This window comes from Hymenobacter sp. GOD-10R, assembly GCF_035609205.1.
Taxonomy (GTDB): domain Bacteria; phylum Bacteroidota; class Bacteroidia; order Cytophagales; family Hymenobacteraceae; genus Hymenobacter.
In genome coordinates this window covers 5,276,625-5,296,415 of the sequence record NZ_CP141184.1, presented here as the reverse complement: position 1 = coordinate 5,296,415, position 19,791 = coordinate 5,276,625, and the positions used below count along the sequence as shown (strand labels likewise).

Below are 19,791 nucleotides of genomic sequence, written 5' to 3'. Positions count from 1 at the left end.
GTGACACTCCCTGCCCATGACCCACGACTATACGTACGACGGCTCTTTTGATGGCTTATTAACGGTGCTGCTGGAGATGTACGAGCGCAAAGTGCAGCCAAACAGCATCCAGCCAGCCGACGCCGTGCAGGGCGGACTGTTCACCGCTACAGTACCCATTCAAACGAACGAGGAAAAGGCGGAACGGGTCTGGAAGGGCATGCTAAAGTACATGGATAACGACACGCGCACGAAGCTGTATCATGTCTTCCTTTCTGAGCGCCCCGACCGCGAAATGCTTATCTGCCGCTTTGTGCAGCAAGCCGTAACGGCACGCGGACGGGTAGATGTTTCAGAGAATTATGCCGACGATACGGTGCGGCTCGTGCACCACATTAGTCAGCAGCTAGGGCGTGAGAAGCACCGGATGGAAGCCTTCGTGCGCTTTGAGAAAACTTCCGAAGAGTTATTCCACGCTACCATTGAGCCCGATTTCGACGTGCTGCCGCTCATTGCGCCGCATTTCACCAAGCGCTACGCTGACCAGCGCTGGCTTATTTTTGACCAGCGCCGCCGCTACGGCCTTTACTACGACCTAGCTCGCACCGACATTGTCGAGTTTGAAACAGAAGCGCCCCAGCGCCGCTCCGATGTGTCGGCGACGGTGCTGGATGAGCGGGAGCCCTTGTTCAAGCTGCTCTGGCAAACGTATTTCGACCACGCTAATATCCCGGAGCGTAAAAACCTGAAGCTGCACCGACGTCATATTCCGCTGCGGTATTGGAAGTATCTGAGTGAAAAGCAACCGCGTGAGCAGCGCTTCGAGCCGATCAAAAATAAGCGCTCGTCTTTGTAAGGAGTGAGAAGGCACCACAGTGCGTTCCCGCAAAAGAACTACTTTCGGGCTCAATACCAACTTGCGTTATTAACCCAACATAGCATATGAGTTCAACAGTGGTTTTTGGGGCCTCCGGCCAGCTAGGTCAGTGCCTTCGCCATGTTTCACAAGAGCGAAACATGGATGGCATTATTTTCCCAGCAGAAGACCAAGCCAACATCTTAGATACAGATAAGCTGCGGACGGTATTTGAGCAGCATAAGCCAGCTTATTGTATCAACTGCGCAGCTTATACCGCCGTTGACAAGGCTGAGGACGAGGTAGAACTAGCTCGAAAAATCAACAAGGACGGTGCCGAGAACCTAGCCCGACTGTGCGGTGAATTTGGTACTACGCTCATCCATATTTCCACCGATTTTGTGTTTGCCGGCACCGGTAATCAGCCTCTCGTGGAAACGGATGCGGCCGAACCTATTAGCGTATATGGCCTCACGAAGCTGGAAGGTGAGCAGGTCATTCCGGCGCATGCAGAGCGGTATTTCATCTTGCGTACTAGCTGGCTCTACTCTGAATACGCCAACAACTTCGTGAAAACGATGCTGAAGCTGGGCCGGGAGCGGGAGGAGCTTCGCATCATTTGGGACCAGGTTGGTACACCCACCTATGCCATTGACTTAGCCGGCTGCATTCTCAGCATCATTGAACGCCAGAATCAGCAATACGGCATCTATCACTACAGCAATGAAGGCGTGACGTCGTGGTACGACTTTGCCACGGCTATTTTTGAGCTGAGCAACACAGTGGTGCGCACTGTACCAATTCGCACTTCTGAATATCCCACGAAAGCCACGCGCCCAGCTTTTTCCGTAATGGATAAGACAAAGGCGAAGACTAACCTAGGTATCGCCATTCCGCATTGGCGCGACAGCCTAAAAGTGTGCTTGGGTCGTTTATAAGCCTTTTGGTCTTTCTAAGCTTATAAATACAAAAGGCGTCATCCACACGGATGACGCCTTTTGTATTGGATAAAATTGTTCAAGTATTGGGCAAAAGTTGGCCTATCGTGTAAAGAGACGCAAACCTGCTTTTTAACACAGTTACCGAATTACTGCGCTGGTTGGGTTGGCGCAGCAGGTGCGCTCTTCACGTACTTATCCAACCATGTATTCATCTCCCACAACATGTGCATAATATTCTCACGCGAAGCGTAGCTGTGTGCTTCGAAGGGCAGCACTACGTAGCGCACGGTCGCGCCGTGGCCTTTCAGGGCATTGTAGAAACGCTCGCTTTGCAGTGGGAACGTGCCGGAGTTGTTATCAGCCTCACCGTGAATGAGCAGGATGGGAGTCTTCACTTTGTCGGCGTAGTTGAAAGGGGACATAGCATTGTACACCTCGGGAGCTTGCCAGTAGGTGCGCTCCTCCGCTTGGAAGCCGAAGGGCGTGAGGGTGCGGTTGTAAGCGCCGCTCCGAGCGATGCCTGCCTTAAATAAATTGCTGTGGGCAAGTAAGTTGGCGGTCATAAAGGCGCCGTAGGAGTGGCCCATTACTCCCACGCGGTTGCGGTCTACTACACCTAGCCTAGCTCCTTCGTCGATAGCAGCTTTAGCGCTGGCTACAAGCTGCTCGGTGTAAGTGTCGTTGGGCTCTTTGTTGCCTTCCCCTACAATCGGGATGGAAGTGCCTTGCAGTACGGCATACCCTTGCGTGACCCAGAAGATCGGCGAAGCCCAGCTCAGACGCGTGAAGGTGTAGGGCGAACCTTTTACCTGACCCGCGTCGCTCTTATCCTTAAACTCTACCGGATAGGCCTCCATGAGCGTCGGCAGCGGGCCGTCCGATTTCTTATAGTTTGGGGGTAGGTAAAGGTTGGCCGTTAGGTCGACACCGTCGGCGCGCTTGTATTTAAGCACTTGCTTTTGCAGGCTGCCTACCGATGCGTAGGGGTTGGGAAACTTGGTAAGCGCCGTGAGCTTCTTCTTGTTGACGTCGCGCAGGAAGTAGTTCGGGTTTTCCTTCTGCGATTCGCGACGTATGACGAGCAGGCGCTTATCGGTGTCAAGAATGGCTACCGGCACTTCGAAATACGGTGCCTCCGACCGCCACCAGCGGCTAGCTTTCTTGGTTTTCAAATCGAGCTGATCGACGAACGGCCGGTCGCCTTCGGGTGAGGCGCCATTGCCGACCATGTAAATCGTCTGGCTTTTGGCGTCGGTGGCCAGCACGTAGCGACCAGCAGCGTTACGGTGCTGGTAGGGAGCGCCGGGGTCGTTGTAGGTATCCTGCGACGAGCGGTCGAAGAGAACAGCCGGTGCGCTTTTCGCCGATGGGTTGATCGTCCAGGTCATCTCCTTACGGTCGGCCCAGCGGTAGCCTTGCACCAGCGCCAGCGACGAAGTGCCCCAGTAGATGTCGCTGTAGCGCAACGGCAAGGCCGCTAGCTCCTGGGCAGGCGCAGAGAAGGGCGCCTCCAGCGTGAAGATCTTGTCGCGCACGGGCGCTTGTACTTTGGGGTCGCCGCCGTCTTGCGCTTCTACCCAGTAAAGGGTAGCAGGGGCATCTTCCCGCCAATCATGGCGACGCTGGCCGGTGGCAACGGCGTCAAAATTGGTGGGTACGTTATCGGCAAGAGGAAGGTCGGCGATGGTTTTCACCGGCTGGCCGCTCATGTCGAGCACATCGACTTTCACTGGGAAGCTGCCCACCGTGAGCTGATAAGAGTAGGGAAGGTGGCGGGTTTTTACCAGCACGTACTTGCCATCGGGCGAGGGGCTAGCTACTTGGATCACGCCGGGTTGACCGAGAGGCGTCGTTTTGCCATTAAGGTTGACTTTCACGAGCTGAGTCGTGGCGTAGTAGTCAAAGATCTTTTCGTCGCTGGGATTTTTCAGCAAATCTTGGTAGGTGCGAGCAGCCGCTTTCTTGCCCACGTTTTCCTGCACAATCGGGCCAGTCGGAACGGCGTTGCTGGCGGGCACCTCACCGCGGTTGGGCAGCACCGTGTGCGCAATGAGGGTGCGGCTATCGGCAACCCACTCGAAGGAACTGCCGAACACACCATTCAATGGCAGATTCATCAGCTTATTTGCCTTCGCGGTGGCTACGTCTACCAACCACAGCTCCATGCGGCTGTCGGTAGGCGTGGCGTCGGTGGTGAGAGCAAAAGCTAGCTTCGTATTATCGGGCGACCAGCTTACCTCGCTGATTTTAGCGGGTTTGGGCAAGCCCTGTACAGGTATCTCCTTGCTGTTGCCGAGGCGCTTCAGCATAAGGTTGGTGGAGTAGCTCACGCGGCTTGGCCCGTTGGTCCGCGGGTTTAGGCGCAGGCCCGCGATACGCAGCTCCGGCTGCGACAGCTCCGCAATAGATGGGAAATCCTGAATGGGCATGAGCACCATCCATTTTCCGTCGGATGAAAGGCTCACGCGGGGAGTGGCGGGCGCGTCGACTAGATCGACAATAGTTTTAGGAGGCGTTTGGTAGGTAGCGTCTTGGCCTTGGGCCGCCAAGGCAGACAACCACAACGCTCCGGTGAGTGCGGAGAGCTTTTGCATAGACTATAGAGTTTTGGTTCTGGCTAAGTTAGCAGAAGACAAAACACCAGCCTTGGGGTTGCTTGTAGGAGCATGCCACGGCGCGTTCTCACCTGCGCCCATGGAACAGGCCCCTAAGTTATGCTTGCTCGGTCGTTCAAGCGAGAACGCGCCGCGACGGGTTTTTACAGCGCGCAACGCTTCTTGTACAAGCCCGGCGTGATGCCTTCGTACTTCTTGAAAAGCACCTGGAAGTAATTCGTATTGTTGAAGCCCACCCGAAAACAAACATCAGCTACTGTCGCTAGTGGGTTGCGCAACAGGCGTTTTGCTTCACTTAGGCGCTCCTGAATAATATATTCGACCGGTGTAAGGCCAAACTCGCGCTTGAAGATGCGGAAGAACGTGGCTTTGCTCATGCAGGCTAGCTCGCTCAGCTTCTCCACCGTAATCTGCTCGGTGAGGTGCTGCTTGATGTATTGCACCACAGCGGCGAAGCGGTGGGAGGTGAGATGCTGGGCGTAGTTGCGGAAAATTAGCTCGCGTGCCTGAGTTTGCATCAGGCGCACGAGCAACTCCTGAAGCGTGAAGCTAGCTAGCACATCTTTGGCGGCGTGGGTTTCCTGCGAGAGATGCACAAGGCGTTCCAGCGTGCCAGTTAGCTCGGGGGTGTTGGTAAGGTGGGCCGAATCCGAGTCGTTGAGGTGCCAGGGCTTGTGGTCTTCGGCTAGTGGAAACCGCTCATTTAGTAAATCGACGGTGTAGCGAATGGTGTCGGCGGGAATGGCGACGGCTAGGCACTGCGTGGGGTTATCCTCATTGGCTTCCGGAAAATCAATTTCCATGGTCTGTTGCTCGCCCACCACCACCGACTCGCCGGGCAGGTACTCGAAGGCGTCGCGGCCAGCTAGGTGCATCACTTTCTTGCCGCGCAGCATGGTGGTGAGTACGAGGCTTCCCATGTTGAGCGGAACGCGGTTGGCCGTTTGGTGGGTCTCAAAGATGTTCAACTCGAAAGCGTCGAGAGAGTAGACGGTGCGGTTTTCAACTAAGGTCAAGAGCTGATCGGGACGGTGCAGCGCAACGGCGTTCGAGAGGGAAGTACGAGGCATGAACAGGTGGCTTTGGGAAAACGCGACAACACTTCGACTGACTATGCAATATAACTAGCCTCGACAACAAACGTTTGCACCAGTCGCTTTAGACCTAGTTTTCGAACGCGACAAAGGTGAAAAACCCAGCGGAGGTGGTTCTAAAACGTTTGCAATTATCGAAGAGGATGTTGAGAGGATACTACACCTCTTGAAGCTATAACGAGAGCTACCTTGGACCTAGTCTTTACGTTCTAACTTCTACCTCATGGAAACCTTAGTAGAAAGCACCACCCTCGTTGCCCGCCCGCAGTTCAAAGAGCACTACGATAACTTTATTGGTGGCAAATGGGTCGCCCCGGTGAAAGGCCAATACTTTGATAATCCTTCGCCCATCGACGGCAAGGCCTTTACCAAGGTAGCGCGCTCCACCAAAGAAGATATCGAGCTAGCCCTCGACGCGGCGCACGAAGCGTTCAAGACTTGGAAAAACTCGTCGGCGACTACGCGCAGCAATATGCTGATGAAAATAGCCGACCGCATCGAGCAGAACCTAGAGCACCTAGCTGCCGTGGAGTGCGTGGAAAACGGCAAAGCCATCCGCGAAACCCTGAACGCCGACCTGCCTTTGGTCGTCGACCACTTCCGCTACTTCGGGGCCGTTATTCGGGCCGAGGAAGGTTCGGCCACTGAGTTGAATGAGAGTACCTTGTCGCTGAATATCAATGAGCCACTGGGCGTAATTGGCCAGATTATTCCCTGGAACTTTCCGCTGCTGATGGCTACCTGGAAGCTAGCCCCCGCGCTGGCCGCCGGTTGCTGCGTGGTGATGAAGCCCGCCGAGCAGACGCCTGCCAGCATTATGGTGCTGATGGAGTTGATCGGGGACCTGATTCCGGCCGGTGTGGTAAACGTAGTGAACGGCTTTGGGCTGGAAGCAGGCAAACCGCTGGCCTCGTCGCCGCGCATTCAGAAGGTGTCGTTTACGGGCGAAACCACCACGGGCCGCCTTATTATGCAGTACGCTTCCGAAAACATTATCCCCGTGACGATGGAGCTAGGCGGTAAGTCGCCTAACATCTTCTTCAAGAGCGTGATGGATGCAGACGATGACTTCCTCGACAAAGCCATTGAAGGTGCCGTGATGTTTGCCCTGAACCAAGGCGAAATCTGCACCTGCCCCTCGCGCATGCTGATTCAGGAAGACATCTACGACGAGTTTATTGCCCGCGTCATTGAGCGCGTGAAGGCCATCAAGCTAGGCAACCCGCTCGATAAGGAAACCATGATGGGCGCCCAGGCAAGCAACGACCAGTTTGAGAAAATCCTGAGCTACCTGGAAATTGGCAAAGACGAAGGCGCCGAAGTACTGACCGGCGGCGACGCCTACCACCAGGAAGACGGCGCCCTAGCGGAAGGCTACTACATCCAGCCCACCGTGTTCCGCGGCCACAACAAGATGCGCATCTTCCAAGAAGAAATCTTCGGCCCAGTAGTGTCCGTCACCACGTTCAAGACGGTGGAAGAAGCCTTGGAAATTGCCAACGACACGCTTTATGGCCTAGGGGCCGGCGTGTGGAGCCGCGACGCGCACGAGCTGTACCAAGTGCCGCGCGCCATTCAGGCCGGCCGCGTGTGGGTGAACTGCTACCACGACTATCCCGCTGGTGCGCCCTTCGGTGGCTACAAGAAGTCGGGTTTTGGTCGCGAGAATCACAAGATGATGCTCGAGCACTATCGCCAAACCAAGAACATGCTCATTTCTTACAGCCAGCAAAAGCTAGGTTTCTTCTAGGAGCTAGCCATAGAATCTGAGTGTTTAATGTAAACCTCTTGTCATCCTGAGCTTGCGAAGGATCTTATCACGCAAGAACATAACGTTCGCAAACGACTTGTTCTCGCGTGATAAGATCCTTCGCAAGCTCAGGATGGCATTTTATGTTAGGAGCGAGAATAGCAGCATCTTTCTGATAATAGATTGCGTCTTTGTCTTAAGCTGTTGTAAACTAACATTCTCTGCTTATGAAACGGTTGTTTATTGCTCTTGCGCTGGGTTTCGTATGCTCTGCTGCTCACGCTCAAGTGCTGCCTATTCCGGGCAAACAGAACCCAAATTGGACGCTTCAGAAAGTAGAGGCGCCAACTAACAGTGACGTATTTAAGCAACTGCCACCTGCCACCGACTACATGCCCAATGGCCTGAAAAGTATTTCGAGCAGCGGTAACCGTCACTATCACTGGGATGCTCAGCAGCAACTTGCTTACGCCTGGCTGAGTCAACCCAGCAGCGGCAGCATAGCTCCTGATAAACAATTACTAGTGCGCGATGAGCGAACGGGTACGACGTACACATTTACGCGCAAGGAGTAACTGCTATAACCACTTTCACGCTTTTCTTCCCACCCTATGCCTACTAACCCTGTGCCCCGCGTGCTAGTAACTACCGCCGCTGAAGCTCTAATCGATATTCTCCGCGACGAACATGGCCCGCTGATGTTCCACCAAAGTGGCGGCTGCTGCGACGGGTCTTCACCCATGTGCTTTGCGGCGGGCGAGTTCAAAGTGGGCACGAACGACGTGTGGCTAGGGCGCATTCACGGCTGCGACTTTTTCATGAGCGCCAGCCAGTTTGAGTACTGGAAGCACACGCAGCTCACCGTCGACGTGACCAAAGGCCGCGGAGCTAGCTTTTCGTTGGAAATTCCGCACGGCGTCCGCTTTCTAATTCGCTCACGCATGTTTACGCAGGAGGAAGAATCCAACTTGGAGCCGGTGTTTGACGGGGAAGAATACCCAAATCTTGCAAGCTAATTGGGTATAACTCCGCAGCAAACCGGATTTATACGCAAATGCTGCCCCAAGATTCTATTGTTAAAATCCGTATTTATCGGATTGTTGAAGCAAAGCACGAGGGCGTATAGAAAGCAGACCCGTTGGCATACATACTAACGGTGATTCTTTCACACACCACACCCTCTCACCATGTTTTATCACGACCGAGAACTCCAGTACAAAGTGCGGGTAGATAAGCCCAATCCCGTATTTGCCCGCATGTTGCAACAAGCCATTGGCGGTATCGAAGGCGAAATTCGCGTTTGTTTGCAGTACCTCTTTCAAGCTTGGGGCTCGCGCGGCCCGGTGAAGTACCGCGACATGCTGCTCGAAACGGGCACGGAGGAAATTGCCCACATCGAAATGCTGGCTACGGCCGTGGCGCTCAACCTAGAAGGTGCTCCGATGAGCATGCAGGATGAGTTTGCAAAAGATAAAGTAGTAGGTGCTATCATGGGTGGCATGGACCCCCGTCATATCCTGTCGGCTGGTATGTCGGCACTGGCTACCGATGCGAACGGCGTGCCTTTCAATGGCTCTTGGGTAGTAGGTAGCGGCAACATCGTAGCCGATATGTACACCAACGTAGCCGCCGAAAGCACCGGCCGTACCCTCGCTACCCGCCTTTGGGAAATGACCGACGACTCCGGCATGAAAGACATGCTAGCTTTCCTCATCGCCCGCGATACCATGCACCAGAACCAGTGGATGGCGGTGATTGAAGAGAACGGCGGCCTCAACGCCATGCCCATTCCCAATAGCTTCCCCCAGAGCGAAGAAGTACAAGGCTTCAATTATGCCTTCGTAAGCACCTACGTTGGCAACGAGCCTACGCCGGCTGGTCGTTGGGTATCGGGCCCATCAATTGATGGCAAGGGTGAGTTCCACTTGGAAAAAGCCGCTCCCCTCGGTGGTGTGCCCGTGCTAGCTCCCCCGGATCCACGCGGCCACGCCCAGAAAGAGCAAATGACCACTACGGACTCGATAGCGGGTACCATCAGCGACAAAGTAAGAGGCACTTTGAGCGGCAGCGGCAGCCATAATAGCGACGGTGTGTAAGCAGCTAGCTTAGCTTTTACAAAACAAAGCGCCCCGACTACCTAGGTAGTCGGGGCGCTTTGTTTTGAGAGAAACTTAATGGCCCGCGTTCCAGTCATAGCCGCGGTCGGCCCAATAGTCGGCGGGGCGCTGGTCCATAAACTGGATGGTACCAATTCGTTTGAGGTATTTGATGCCGTACTTCACTGGCATTGCCAAACGTAGGGGGGCGCCGTGCGTGATGCTGAGCGGCTCTCCGTTCATTTCGTAGCAGAGCAGCGTTTGGGGGTGCATAGCGCTGGCAATATCAAGACCGACATAGTAGGCATTATCGGGGGTGGCCACGCGCACGTAGGGAGCTAGCGCATCGGCGCTGGCAGCCGTAGCGCTGCCGTTGGGAGTAGCTAGGCCGTACTTAGTGGCAAAATCGGAGAAGCGGGCGCCGACCCAATTTACTACTACGCTCCAGCCTTCGATGCACTTTAGCTCCGTCGTTATTTCGACGCGCGGGAGAGCCTTGATGTCGTCGATTGAAAAGGTACGGACCTGTTTTGGCTCGGCGTAAGAGCTAACCTGCAAGCGCCACGCGGCCGGGTCGAACTCACCGCGCATCCCGATTTTGCCATTCACGCGTGGCTCTCGCACCAAGTGTTTCGGAAACACAGGGGCTAGGTGGGCATTGCTGAAATACTCGCCGGCTAGCTTACCGTTAGCATCGAGCACGCTGCGTAACGGGCGCGGAATGCCCGCCTCTTTTGGCTGCGAAACCAACCAGCGCCAGCCACCTAGGCTCGCCACGGCTGCCGCGCCCGCCACCAAAAAGGCACGACGCGAACGGCGCGTAGCTTCGCGCTGTACTTGCTCGTCAGAGGGGGAAGTGGGTTCTTGTGGAGTATCGGCCATAAAGCTAGATCGAAGAAGGGGCAGGGCGGTCGGCAGCGGGGGCCGTAGAGGGAGTGGGAGCAGGCGTGTCGATTACTTCAAAGCCAGCAATCATTGAGCGGAAATTGTTCCAGCCCGCTCGTATCACTTGCAACACATGCACTACGAAGAAGAGAACGTAGCCGATGGTGAGCACGAAATGCTGGGTGCGTGCCGCTTCGTAGCCGCCGAGCCCCTGGGTCAGCCACGCCACTTGAATGGGCTTGTAAATAGCTAGGCCTGTGAGCAATGAACCGAAGCCCATCAGCACGACGGCGGTGTAGGCAATGCGTTGAGCCCCGTTGTATTTGCGCACAGGAGGCGCCGTTTTTCGCAGACCTAGGTCGTGCAACGTGACTTGCCAAGCCTCACGGAAAGAGTGCCGGTCGGGCAGCAAGTAGCGCCACTCGCCGGAAATCAGCGTGTAGAGCACATACAGCGCGCCGTTGATGACAAACAGCCACATAAACACAAAGTGCAGCGACATGCCCTCCGCCAAACGAAACGGCACATTCAGCGCTTTGTAGAAGGAATCGGGGAAAAAGCGGAAAAGCGTGGTTTTGCCCCAGCCAATGCGGTAAATGTCGTTGGCCCAGTAGATGAGCAAGCCACTCCAAATCATCAACATCAACACTGGAAAATTGACCCAGTGAAACCAGCGAATGGCTAGGGGGTGCTTTTCTTTAAGCTGTTTCATAGGGTGAACTGTACGTAATTCAAGCAAGCTCAGCTTTGTGCCGGTTGAAAGTTTATCATCAGAACGTCATGCTGAGCTTGCCGAAGCATCTCTACCGCTTCGTTGAACTGTTGGAGTTAGCACTGCCGTAGAGATGCTTCGGCAAGCTCAGCATGACCGTGACCGTTCTTGCTTTGTCTTTGGCTTACATCTCTGTAACCGTCACTTGAATATTGGTGTTCCGGCCGTGGTCGTCGGCGCAGGATATTTTCAGCGGGCCAGGTGATGGTTTGAAAAACACGCGCTCCGAAGCGGCGGCGGCTCGCAGGAACCGGTCGTTCACGTACCAATATACTTGCCGCACCTCGTTGTCGGCGGCGCAGCTGAGCAGGAGCTGTTGCTGCTCGTGGCGGTTGAGCACGTATTCGGTATTGGCTAGGGGCGAGGTGATGCTGGGTGCCCGCTCTGCGCTGCTGCGCACCAACTGGCACTCAGGGTTGTGGGGCGGCAAACGACGGTAGGGGATGCCCTGCGTCTCCTTATAAGCTAGCACCTCCGGTAGCAAATTCGGGTATAGCTCGCGCCGAAAACCCGCCGCTGGGGCGCAGGCGCGGCAGTAAGCATATTGCCCATCACCCGAAACAAGTATCTCTTTCTGGTGCTGGCAGCGTTGCGTGGAGGAGGTGCCGGGTAAGAAATAGTCGATGATTTGGTTGGGGCAATGCTCGCCGGGCAGCAACCCCGTTTCGGCGCACACTAGGCGGAAATCGAGCGAAGCGGGCGGCTGAAACCAATCGTTAGGCGAGTTGTAAGCGATGGTGTTGAACAAGTCGAAGAGCAGCGGCGTGGCCACATCCGCGCCGGTGAGGGCCGGCGCGCCTTGCCCGCTAAAGTTGCCCACCCACACGCCAATAGTGTACTCGCGGTTGTAGCCGATGCTCCAGGCGTCGCGGCGGCCGTAGCTCGTACCGGTTTTCCAGGCCACTTTCGGCAGGCGCGTGCTGCTCTGGTAGTTGATGGGTAAATCGGGGCGGGTGAGTTGGCTGAGAATGTCGGTGACGAGGAAGGCGGAAGCGTCGGAGACGAGTGGAATTTCTTTGACCTTATGCCCTAGCTTCGAGGTCCACCGTAACGGCGCATATTTCCCGGCATTAGCCAGCGTCACATAAAGGTCCGTCAACTCTTCTAAGCTGGCGCCACAACCACCTAGGATACTGGACAAACCCAACCGAGGTGCATCTCGACTGACTCGCTGAAAACCCGCTTCGCGCAGCTTGTCCGTGAACGTCGGCACGCCCATTTCGGAGAGCACACGCACGGCCGGAATATTGAGCGAATACGCCAGAGCGCGCTCCAGCGTCACTTCGCCGTTGCAGTGTTTGTCGAAGTTCTCGGGCCGGTAGCCGTCGAAGTTGGTCGGCACGTCGGGCAGCACGAGCTTGGGCGTGAGCAGGCCACGGTCCATGGCGAGGGCATAGAGGAATGGCTTCAGCGTGCTGCCCGGCGAGCGAATCGCTTGAATGCCATCAACCTGCCCTTGGTTGAAAGCATCCCGGAAATCTGCCGAGCCGACGTAGGCTTCCACGGCCCGAGTGCGGTTGTTGATGACCAGCACCGCCGCATTCGAAATACCTAGCTCGTGCAGACGACGCACATAGTTGCGCGTTAGGTCTTCGGCTTTGGCCTGCTTGCTGCGGCTTAGCGTGGAAGCAATAATGGCCTCGTGGGGAAACTGCCGTACCAACCGGCGGGCGAGGTGCGGTGCGAGCGTCGGGGCCGCATGGCGTTGCACATCGAGCGGCTCCAATAGCGCGTCTACAATATCCTTTGCAGGAAACAAACCTAGCTTGCCAAAGCGCCGCAGCCAACGGTTGCGCTCTTGCAATACGGCCGCATTGTTTTTCCCTAAGACCAAACCCCTAGGTCGGTTTGGAATAATGGCGAGCGTCACGGTTTGTGCCAGTGATAAGTAATCAGGCGGCTGCTGAAAGTAGAGCAGTGCGGCCGACTTCACGCCTTCCACGTTGCCGCCGTAGGGCACTAGGTTGAGGTAAAGCTGCAAGATTTCATCTTTGCTGTAATGCGCTTCGAGTTGCACAGCGCGCAGCATCTCCAGCAGCTTATTACCGAGGGTGCGTTCCTTGGGCTCCAGCAAACGCGCCACCTGCATCGTAATGGTGCTGGCGCCCGTCGTGCGACCCTGGCCGAACAGGTTGCGCCCCGTTGCTTTCACTATCGCCAGCGGATTGACGCCGAGATGATAATAAAACCACCGGTCTTCCTTCGCAATAATGGCCTTGCGAAGCGCCGGCGTGATTTCGCGCAGTTCGGTTTTCATGCGCCACTTCTGCGTCGGGTTCAGAAAGGCATGGAGCACCGAGCCATCAGCAGCTGTGACGATGGGGGAATATTGCGGCGCATGCGGCAGCGGAAAGGCAAGGTTGAGGCCAGCCAGCAAAAGCACTAGCAGCCCTAGCCCTGCAAAAAAACGTATGCTGACGCGCCGCTTCATAGGTGCAATGTAGAGACACATACTTGTGTCTCCTCGTTGAACATCTTGCGTTGAACAGTCATCGTTGAACGTTCATCAGATAACCTTTCATACGGCGCAGCAACGATTGTTCAACGAGGAGACACAAGTATGTGTCTCTACCGGTACAGGTTCTCCTCGCTGAACTGCTCGTGCTGCCAGCGGCTGGGATTAGTAGCAATGTAGTGGCGGATTTTATCGAACTCAGTTTCATTGCGAATAATTCGATCATAAAAGCCCGGTTGCCATTTGAAATCCAGTGCTTTGCTGCGTGCCCATGAACTCACTCCCGCCTTAAAGCCGCGCACGATAGCAGCTAGGTTGTCGCGCTGCGGTCCAAATTTGCTTTGGTAAGATAATTTAGAAGTGACTGTGGCTGATTTGTCAAAGATGAGAATAGCGTGCAGATGATCTGGCATCAGGATAAAAGCATCTGAGCAGGCAAAAGAAAAACGTTGTGGAATAGACTGCTAACATTCTTGCACCACAATGCCCAGCTCCGTAGACCGAAGGTAGGCTTGATCCCAATCTTGGTTCGGTATGATGATTTCGCCGAACGACTTAGCTCGGTTGCTGGTACAAATCGTGATGAAGTAAGCGCCGTTTTGCCCATAGTCGTACCCCGCGAGGCGGATTGACTGCGTGCGGTATTTATCTTGGTAGAGCTCCTGTTCCATAGCCCGACACTGCGTGTAGAGACACATACTTGTGTCTCAATCGTTGCTGATGTTGTTTGTCAGGCACCTTCTGCAAGAATGCAACCATACGGCGCAAGGTCGATCGTTCAACGACGAGACACAAGTATGTGTCTCTACTTCACTCGTACTACGCCAGCTCCATTATAGCTATGGTACTCCGCGTTATACATCGCATCAGCACTCACCGGACCTAGCCTGAAAGTACCTTTGCTCACCGCCCGCGCCAGGTAGTAGAACGACTTGGACTGACCTGTGGCGGTGGTGAATAGGTTGATGCGGTCGTCGCGCATATCCAGGTAGTCGGGTTGGGCGGCATCGGTGGCCCAGGCTAGGTCGCGGACGGCGCCGATGCGTGGGTTTTCGATTTCGAGGCCGGCGGGCAGTAGGTCGGTGACGGCGACGTTCTTCACCTCGCCGGCCGCGTCGGCGGCTTGCAGGGTGATTTTTACGACTACCAAATCATTCTGGCGGAAGGTGGGCGAGCCTAGGGGCTGACCGTTGCGGTCGAGGAACTGGCGGCGCACGCGCAGGTAGGCGTCTTCCTCGCGGATGGTGTTGGTGGGCGAAATGCCTTCCGTTTCCCAGAAGTAATAGAGGCTACCGCTGCCCGCCGTGCGCAAGGCTAGCTGCCGATTGGCTACGTTATTCACCGTGAGGTCTTTGCCCGAAAACTCTCCGATCTTCTTGCTGTCAGCAAGGAGGGAGGCCGTGACGGTGCTGCCTGCGTTCTGGCGCGCTACTTTGCCGAGGGCTAGCAGGGCAAATGCCCGCTCTTGGGTGCTGAGCCAGCCCGCTTGCTTTACCTGGCGGCTCAGCTGGCGCGTGAGGCTCACGACTTGCGCGTTGCCGGGGTCGGCGGCGAGCAGGGCGTTGAGTACCAGGGCTTCGTCGCGGATGGGGGAGTAGAACGAGCCATCGAGGGCGCGGGCCGCGGCGGTTTCGCCCCCGAACTTAGTGGGCAGCACGTCGCGGAAGCTGCGCTCGTTGCCGTTGAGGGCGAAGGTACAGGCCAACAGGAACCGAGCATCCTGGGCGAGCAGCGGCCGATTGGCTTTGTAGTAGTTCATCGCCACGGGGTCTTGCCGACCGGCCAGGGCTAGCACGTAGAGGCTGTAGGTGATTTCCTTTTTGGCAATGGTTTTCTGGCGGGCAATGTTATTGGCGTCGAAGTACTGGTAGGGCTCGGTTTCGCGCTTGCGGTTGCGGAATTGCAGGTAGCGCAGCACTTTGTCAAGCACGATTTTATTCACGTCGAAGCCGGCGCGCTGGGCTTCCAGCAAGAAGTGCGCGGCGTAGGCGGTGGCCCACCAGTTGTCGTAGTCGCCGCCGGGCCAGTAGCTGAGCGAGCCGTTGTAGAGCTGCATCGACTCGATTTTGCGAATGGCTTCCTGCACGTTGTAGTTTGGGTTGTAGCGCTGGGCCTTGGCGGCCTGCCCGGTTTTCTGCTGAAGCGTGGCAGTTAGGTCGCCGTAATAGAGCTGTGGAAAAGCGGCCGACACGGTTTGCTCCAGGCAGCCGTAAGGGTATTGCAGTAGATAGCGCAGGTCTTTGGCAAACTCCGTCATCGGCGAGCGGCTCACCACCAGCTGGCTCCGCAGCGACGACGGCAGGAAGTTGGTTTTCAGGTTCAACGTCGCGTCGCTACCACCTGCTATGACACCGGAGCCGTTGCGCTTTTCAAGCGGTGAGGCGGGTCGGACGGGTATTTCGATAGTTTCGGTGAAGGTTTCTCCTTTATTAGCAGCATCCTGACCAGATTGAGCTACGATTGTTACTTTCTCGTTGCCTAATGCTTGTAAAGCTTTAAGCTGGAAAAGAACTCGCCCTTCAGTGTTAGGCTTAAGGTTCATATACTTGAAATTTAGCTTGCCTCCACGCTCTGCTGATCCGTTGTCAATCAATTGGAGTAAGCTTCCTGTCTGAGCATTAACTACAATTCGCATCTCTTTCCCCGTCGTGTTCGTCAGCGTCACCGGCACGTCAATCGTGTCGCCGGGGCTTAGGAACCTAGGTAGCGCGGTGCTGATTACCACCGGGTCAGCCACTTTCATGGTTTTTTCGGCGGAGCCAAACGCGTCGTCTTTGTAAGCGAGGGCCATGACCCGCACGGCGCCCGAGAACTGCGGAATGCGCACTTTGTAGCGCACTTTGCCGCTGGCATCGGCCTTCAGCACGCCGCTCCATTTAGCGAGCAGCTTCACGCGGCGCGAGGGCACGGGCGTGGTGCGGCGCGAGAGGTCGGCGGCGTCGCCCCCGGAGCTGCTGGTACCTAGCTCGGGCAGCAGGAAGGGGTACACGTCGTAGGCCTGCACTTCGAGGGCGCGCTTCTGGTAGAAGTAGCCGTAGGGGTCGGGCGTGCGGTAATCCTTGAGTTGTAGAATGCCTTCGTCCACCACGGCCAGGGTCACGTTGGCGCCGGGCGCGGTTGTGGCTTCGATGGTTTGCCAGGTTTGGGAGCGGCTTTGCTGGGGCACGTTCAGGGCGACTTGCAGCTGGGCCTCAGGCTTCTCCACCGTGAGCGGCACGAAGCCGCGGGCCACCGTGAGCGGCAGGCGGTTGTCGGTGATTTCGCGGATGGCGGTGGCCGTCACATAGATATTGGGCACGTGGTTGCCGCGAATCGGGATGCGCACGCGGGCCGATTTCTCGTCGGTGGTCACGTAGAAATGGTCGAGCACCCGGTCGCGCTCCACCGTCACGAGCACGCGGCCGGGGAAAGGTGTTTTCAGCAGCAGGTTGGCGGTTTCGCCAGGTTGGTACTTGGCCTTGTCGGCCTCAATGGTCACCTCGCCCTCGTTGTTTACTTCGAAGGAATTGCTCTGCGTATCGCCGTAGCCATAGGCGTACACGCGTTGCGCCACGTAGGTGCGGGCGCCGGGCCGACTCACCCGCACTTCGTATTCGCCGGAGTAGGTGGGCGCAAAACCTAGGTTCGCATCGGGGTTGCCGCCCGCGTACAGCGGAATGGTGCGGTTCATCACCACCTGCTCGCGCTTTTGCGAGTTGTAGAGGTAACGACCGCCGCGGCGCTCAATCACCGTTTCCCACAACAGTCGTACAATGGTCACCTGCGCGCTGGCATTCGTCGGCTGACCGGCCGGCGTGAGGGCCACGATGCGCACCGGCAATTGCTGGCGCGTGCTGATTAAGTCGCTGAGGCGTTGGAGCCCGTATAGTACCGGCTGGGTTTGTACCTCAAACGTGGCCAAGCGGTTAACTGGCCGGCCGGTTTCGTCGAACACCGTCGTAAACGCCGCGCCTTCCAGAATACCTAGGTCGGAGTAGCCCGGCACCTCGTACGTGGCCGCCCCCCGGCCGGCCGCGTCGGTGTTGCCTTCGCGCACGGCTTTCTCAAAGCGGCTCGAAATGGCCGACGTGCTTTCCGATTCCTCTTCGTAGCTCGCGCGGCGCTCTTCCCCGGTGCTGATTTGGAAGTCGTAATCAGGGTATTTCTTGGGGTTGAAGGACTTCTCTTTCAGCGAGAACTCCACCTCAAACTTGCGGTCGGTGGCGGGCGGGCCGAACAGGTTGGTGGCCGTGATGTTGGCTGTCACCGTTTGCCCCGGACGCACGACGGCGGGGCTAGCTTTCACCGTCACTTTCAGGCGGTCGGGAATAAATTCTTCCACGCTGAGCTGGCGCGAGGTGAGCAGCACGTCGTTTCCGGTGAGGATTTCCAGCGTGTAAAGGCCCGTCATGATACTCGGCGGCAGAATGAAGCTCGACTCAAACGAGCCCGCCGCCGACAGCTTCTTGCGCAAGCTCGCGTACTCCTTGCCCGTGGGCAACAGCAGCCGAATCTTGACCGGCAAGTTGGCGGGCGGCGTTTTCCAGTTTTCGGTCCGGATAACGGTGTTGGTGCGAATCGTGTCGCCGGGGCGGTACAGGTCCCGGTCGCCGTAGAGGAAGGCTTGGTAGCGGGCTGCGTTGCTCTGCAAACCGCCCACCTCAAACCGCGACGTCTCAACGCGGCTGCGCGGCAAGTCGAGGAACGTAAAATCCGACTCGCGTTGGGCCGTCACCATGCTCAGGCGGAAGCGGCTCGTGGCGGCCGTGCTGTCGAATTTCGCTAGGCCGTCGCCGTTCGTCGTGCTCGACGCAATAACTTGGTTATTAGAACTTACAAACTGCACCGACACGCCCGAAAGCGGCTTGGCATTGCGGATGGAGTTGGCAAACACCAGCGTGCTGCCAGCCTTGCCCTGTTTCACAATCAGCCCGATATCTGACACTGCTACCAGCTTCGATACTTGCAGCCATTGATGCTCGGTGTCTTCAATTTTTACGATGTACAGCCCCTTCAGCGGCCCCGTAAATTCCAGGTCCTTCATGCTCAGGTTGAGCAGCCGCAAACCCTGCTGCTTCGGCAAACCCGACACGGTGTAGGTGCGCTCGGTGAGCACATTACCTAGGTTTTCGACGTCGTAGTATTGGAAAGAGCGGTCGATGTAGCCGCCTTCGTCGTCGGTACTGGGCTCATCCTCATTGTATTCGGGGTAGCCGTACTGGCTGCCGCCGCGCATTAGTTGCTGAATGTTGTTGGCGTACACCTTGGCAATGGTCACCTTCACCTTCTCCACCTCGTTGATGCGGATACCTAGGTTGCGGGCGCCCAGCGCGTCGAGGTACATGGCTTTGTCGCCGTTGGCGAACGAGAGGCTAGGTTGCTCGTCGCCGAAGCTTACGGTCTGGCTGAAAGGCTCGGCGAGTTGTCCGCCCAGGGCGCCGCGCGTGCCGCCACTTAGGCTCACCTGGTAGCTGCGGCCCACTTCGAAACCGCCTTTCAGGGCAAAGCCGCTTTCTAACGCCTCCACCGCAAACGGCACCTCCGGCGACACCTTCAGCTGCTCCCGAATATCATCCGCCGAAACGGGCTGGTTGGTGAGCACCGTCACGACGGGTTCGCCATCTTGCAAGGAGCCGGTCAGTTCGCGCACTTGCAGGGTTTGCTGGTCGGGCACGTCGCCGTCGGCGGTGAGTGGTTTGGTGGTAGCTCGGTCGCTGCCCACGGCGCGCAGGCCCGGCTCCACGGTCAGCGTCAAAGGCGAGTAGGGCCGCACTTGCTGGGTAAAGCTGATACCTACCAGCTTGTCTGGCTCGGCCGATACGACCTCGAAGGCTACCGGCTGCCCATCTTGCGTAACGCGCAGCTTGCCGCGCACGTCGCTGGGCCGCACCGAGTAGTTGAACACGAGGTTGGCGCGCATCTCTGCCGAGCCACTCACCCGCCGCGACCGGCCCCAGAACACCTGCGGCGCGCTCATTTCCAGGTAAGGCGTGTGGAACTTGGTGCGGCTGAGGGCTAGCTTTTGCTTGCCGCTCGGCATGGCTTCCGAGCGCAACTTGGCCTCAAATGCCGTACTCGGCCGAAACGGCTCGGCGGGCGAAAAGGTCAGCTCGCGGTTGCTGGTCCACTTGAACTTACCACGCACGGCCGGCTCAAACTTCAGGTACTGCACCGTATCCCAACGGTTCTGCTGCCCGTCGCCCACTACGTCCTCGTCGAAGGTGAACACCACGTTCTGGTACGGGTCGATTTCCTCGCCCTCGGTGCTTGCCGCGGCTTTTTCGGAGTTCGGATCAGGCTTGGAGCAAGCACATAGCGACGCCAGCAGCACCAGTAGTGGCACGCGAAATAAGGAGCGGGAAAGCATAT

The 19,791-nt window shown here is 56.9% G+C and carries 14 protein-coding genes; 6 read left to right on the top strand and 8 right to left on the bottom strand.

Features of this window, described 5'->3' with window-relative positions:
• Window positions 1-16 precede the first annotated feature (16 nt).
• Window positions 17-835, top strand: a complete 819-nt coding sequence (locus SD425_RS21130) for a TIGR03915 family putative DNA repair protein (RefSeq protein ID WP_324672051.1) — start codon at window positions 17-19, stop codon at window positions 833-835.
• Between the two features lie 86 nt (window positions 836-921).
• On the top strand, window positions 922-1,773 hold the full coding sequence (rfbD, locus tag SD425_RS21125) for a dTDP-4-dehydrorhamnose reductase (protein ID WP_324672049.1): 852 nt from the start codon (window positions 922-924) through the stop codon (window positions 1,771-1,773).
• A 149-nt stretch (window positions 1,774-1,922) separates the two neighbouring features.
• On the opposite strand, the gene SD425_RS21120 is transcribed toward rfbD, so the two are convergent.
• Window positions 1,923-4,370: an alpha/beta hydrolase family protein gene (locus SD425_RS21120; RefSeq protein ID WP_324672048.1), complete on the bottom strand. Its 2,448-nt coding sequence runs from the start codon at window positions 4,368-4,370 to the stop codon at window positions 1,923-1,925.
• 164 nt (window positions 4,371-4,534) lie between these two features.
• A complete protein-coding gene (locus tag SD425_RS21115; RefSeq protein WP_324672047.1) occupies window positions 4,535-5,461 on the bottom strand; it encodes an AraC family transcriptional regulator in 927 nt (308 codons plus the stop codon).
• 247 nt (window positions 5,462-5,708) lie between these two features.
• On the opposite strand from SD425_RS21115, the gene SD425_RS21110 reads away from it, so the two are divergent.
• From SD425_RS21110 to SD425_RS21095, 4 genes are all read left to right on the top strand, one after another.
• Window positions 5,709-7,235 carry an aldehyde dehydrogenase family protein gene (locus SD425_RS21110; protein WP_324672046.1) on the top strand — a complete coding sequence of 509 codons (1,527 nt, stop codon included), beginning with the start codon at window positions 5,709-5,711 and terminating at the stop codon, window positions 7,233-7,235.
• A gap of 227 nt (window positions 7,236-7,462) precedes the next feature.
• Entirely contained in the window at window positions 7,463-7,810 is a 348-nt protein-coding gene (locus tag SD425_RS21105; protein ID WP_324672045.1) for a hypothetical protein, read from the top strand.
• Between the two features lie 36 nt (window positions 7,811-7,846).
• A complete protein-coding gene (locus SD425_RS21100) occupies window positions 7,847-8,251 on the top strand; it encodes a DUF779 domain-containing protein (RefSeq protein WP_324672044.1) in 405 nt (134 codons plus the stop codon).
• A gap of 171 nt (window positions 8,252-8,422) precedes the next feature.
• Window positions 8,423-9,331, top strand: coding sequence for a manganese catalase family protein (locus SD425_RS21095; RefSeq protein WP_324672043.1), 909 nt, complete (start codon window positions 8,423-8,425; stop codon window positions 9,329-9,331).
• A gap of 75 nt (window positions 9,332-9,406) precedes the next feature.
• On the opposite strand, the gene SD425_RS21090 is transcribed toward SD425_RS21095, so the two are convergent.
• The 6 genes from SD425_RS21090 to SD425_RS21065 form a co-directional block, all read right to left on the bottom strand.
• Window positions 9,407-10,213 carry a molybdopterin-dependent oxidoreductase gene (locus tag SD425_RS21090; protein ID WP_324672042.1) on the bottom strand — a complete coding sequence of 269 codons (807 nt, stop codon included), beginning with the start codon at window positions 10,211-10,213 and terminating at the stop codon, window positions 9,407-9,409.
• Between the two features lie 4 nt (window positions 10,214-10,217).
• Window positions 10,218-10,928, bottom strand: coding sequence for a cytochrome b/b6 domain-containing protein (locus tag SD425_RS21085; protein ID WP_324672041.1), 711 nt, complete (start codon window positions 10,926-10,928; stop codon window positions 10,218-10,220).
• Between the two features lie 184 nt (window positions 10,929-11,112).
• Window positions 11,113-13,440 (bottom strand): penicillin-binding protein 1C, encoded by a 2,328-nt coding sequence (gene pbpC / locus SD425_RS21080; protein WP_324672040.1) that lies wholly within the window; start codon window positions 13,438-13,440, stop codon window positions 11,113-11,115.
• A gap of 116 nt (window positions 13,441-13,556) precedes the next feature.
• Entirely contained in the window at window positions 13,557-13,856 is a 300-nt protein-coding gene (locus SD425_RS21075) for a hypothetical protein (protein WP_324672039.1), read from the bottom strand.
• Between the two features lie 51 nt (window positions 13,857-13,907).
• A complete protein-coding gene (locus tag SD425_RS21070; RefSeq protein ID WP_324672038.1) occupies window positions 13,908-14,114 on the bottom strand; it encodes a hypothetical protein in 207 nt (68 codons plus the stop codon).
• A 134-nt stretch (window positions 14,115-14,248) separates the two neighbouring features.
• A complete protein-coding gene (locus SD425_RS21065) occupies window positions 14,249-19,789 on the bottom strand; it encodes an alpha-2-macroglobulin family protein (RefSeq protein ID WP_324672037.1) in 5,541 nt (1,846 codons plus the stop codon).
• Window positions 19,790-19,791: the final 2 nt, after the last annotated feature.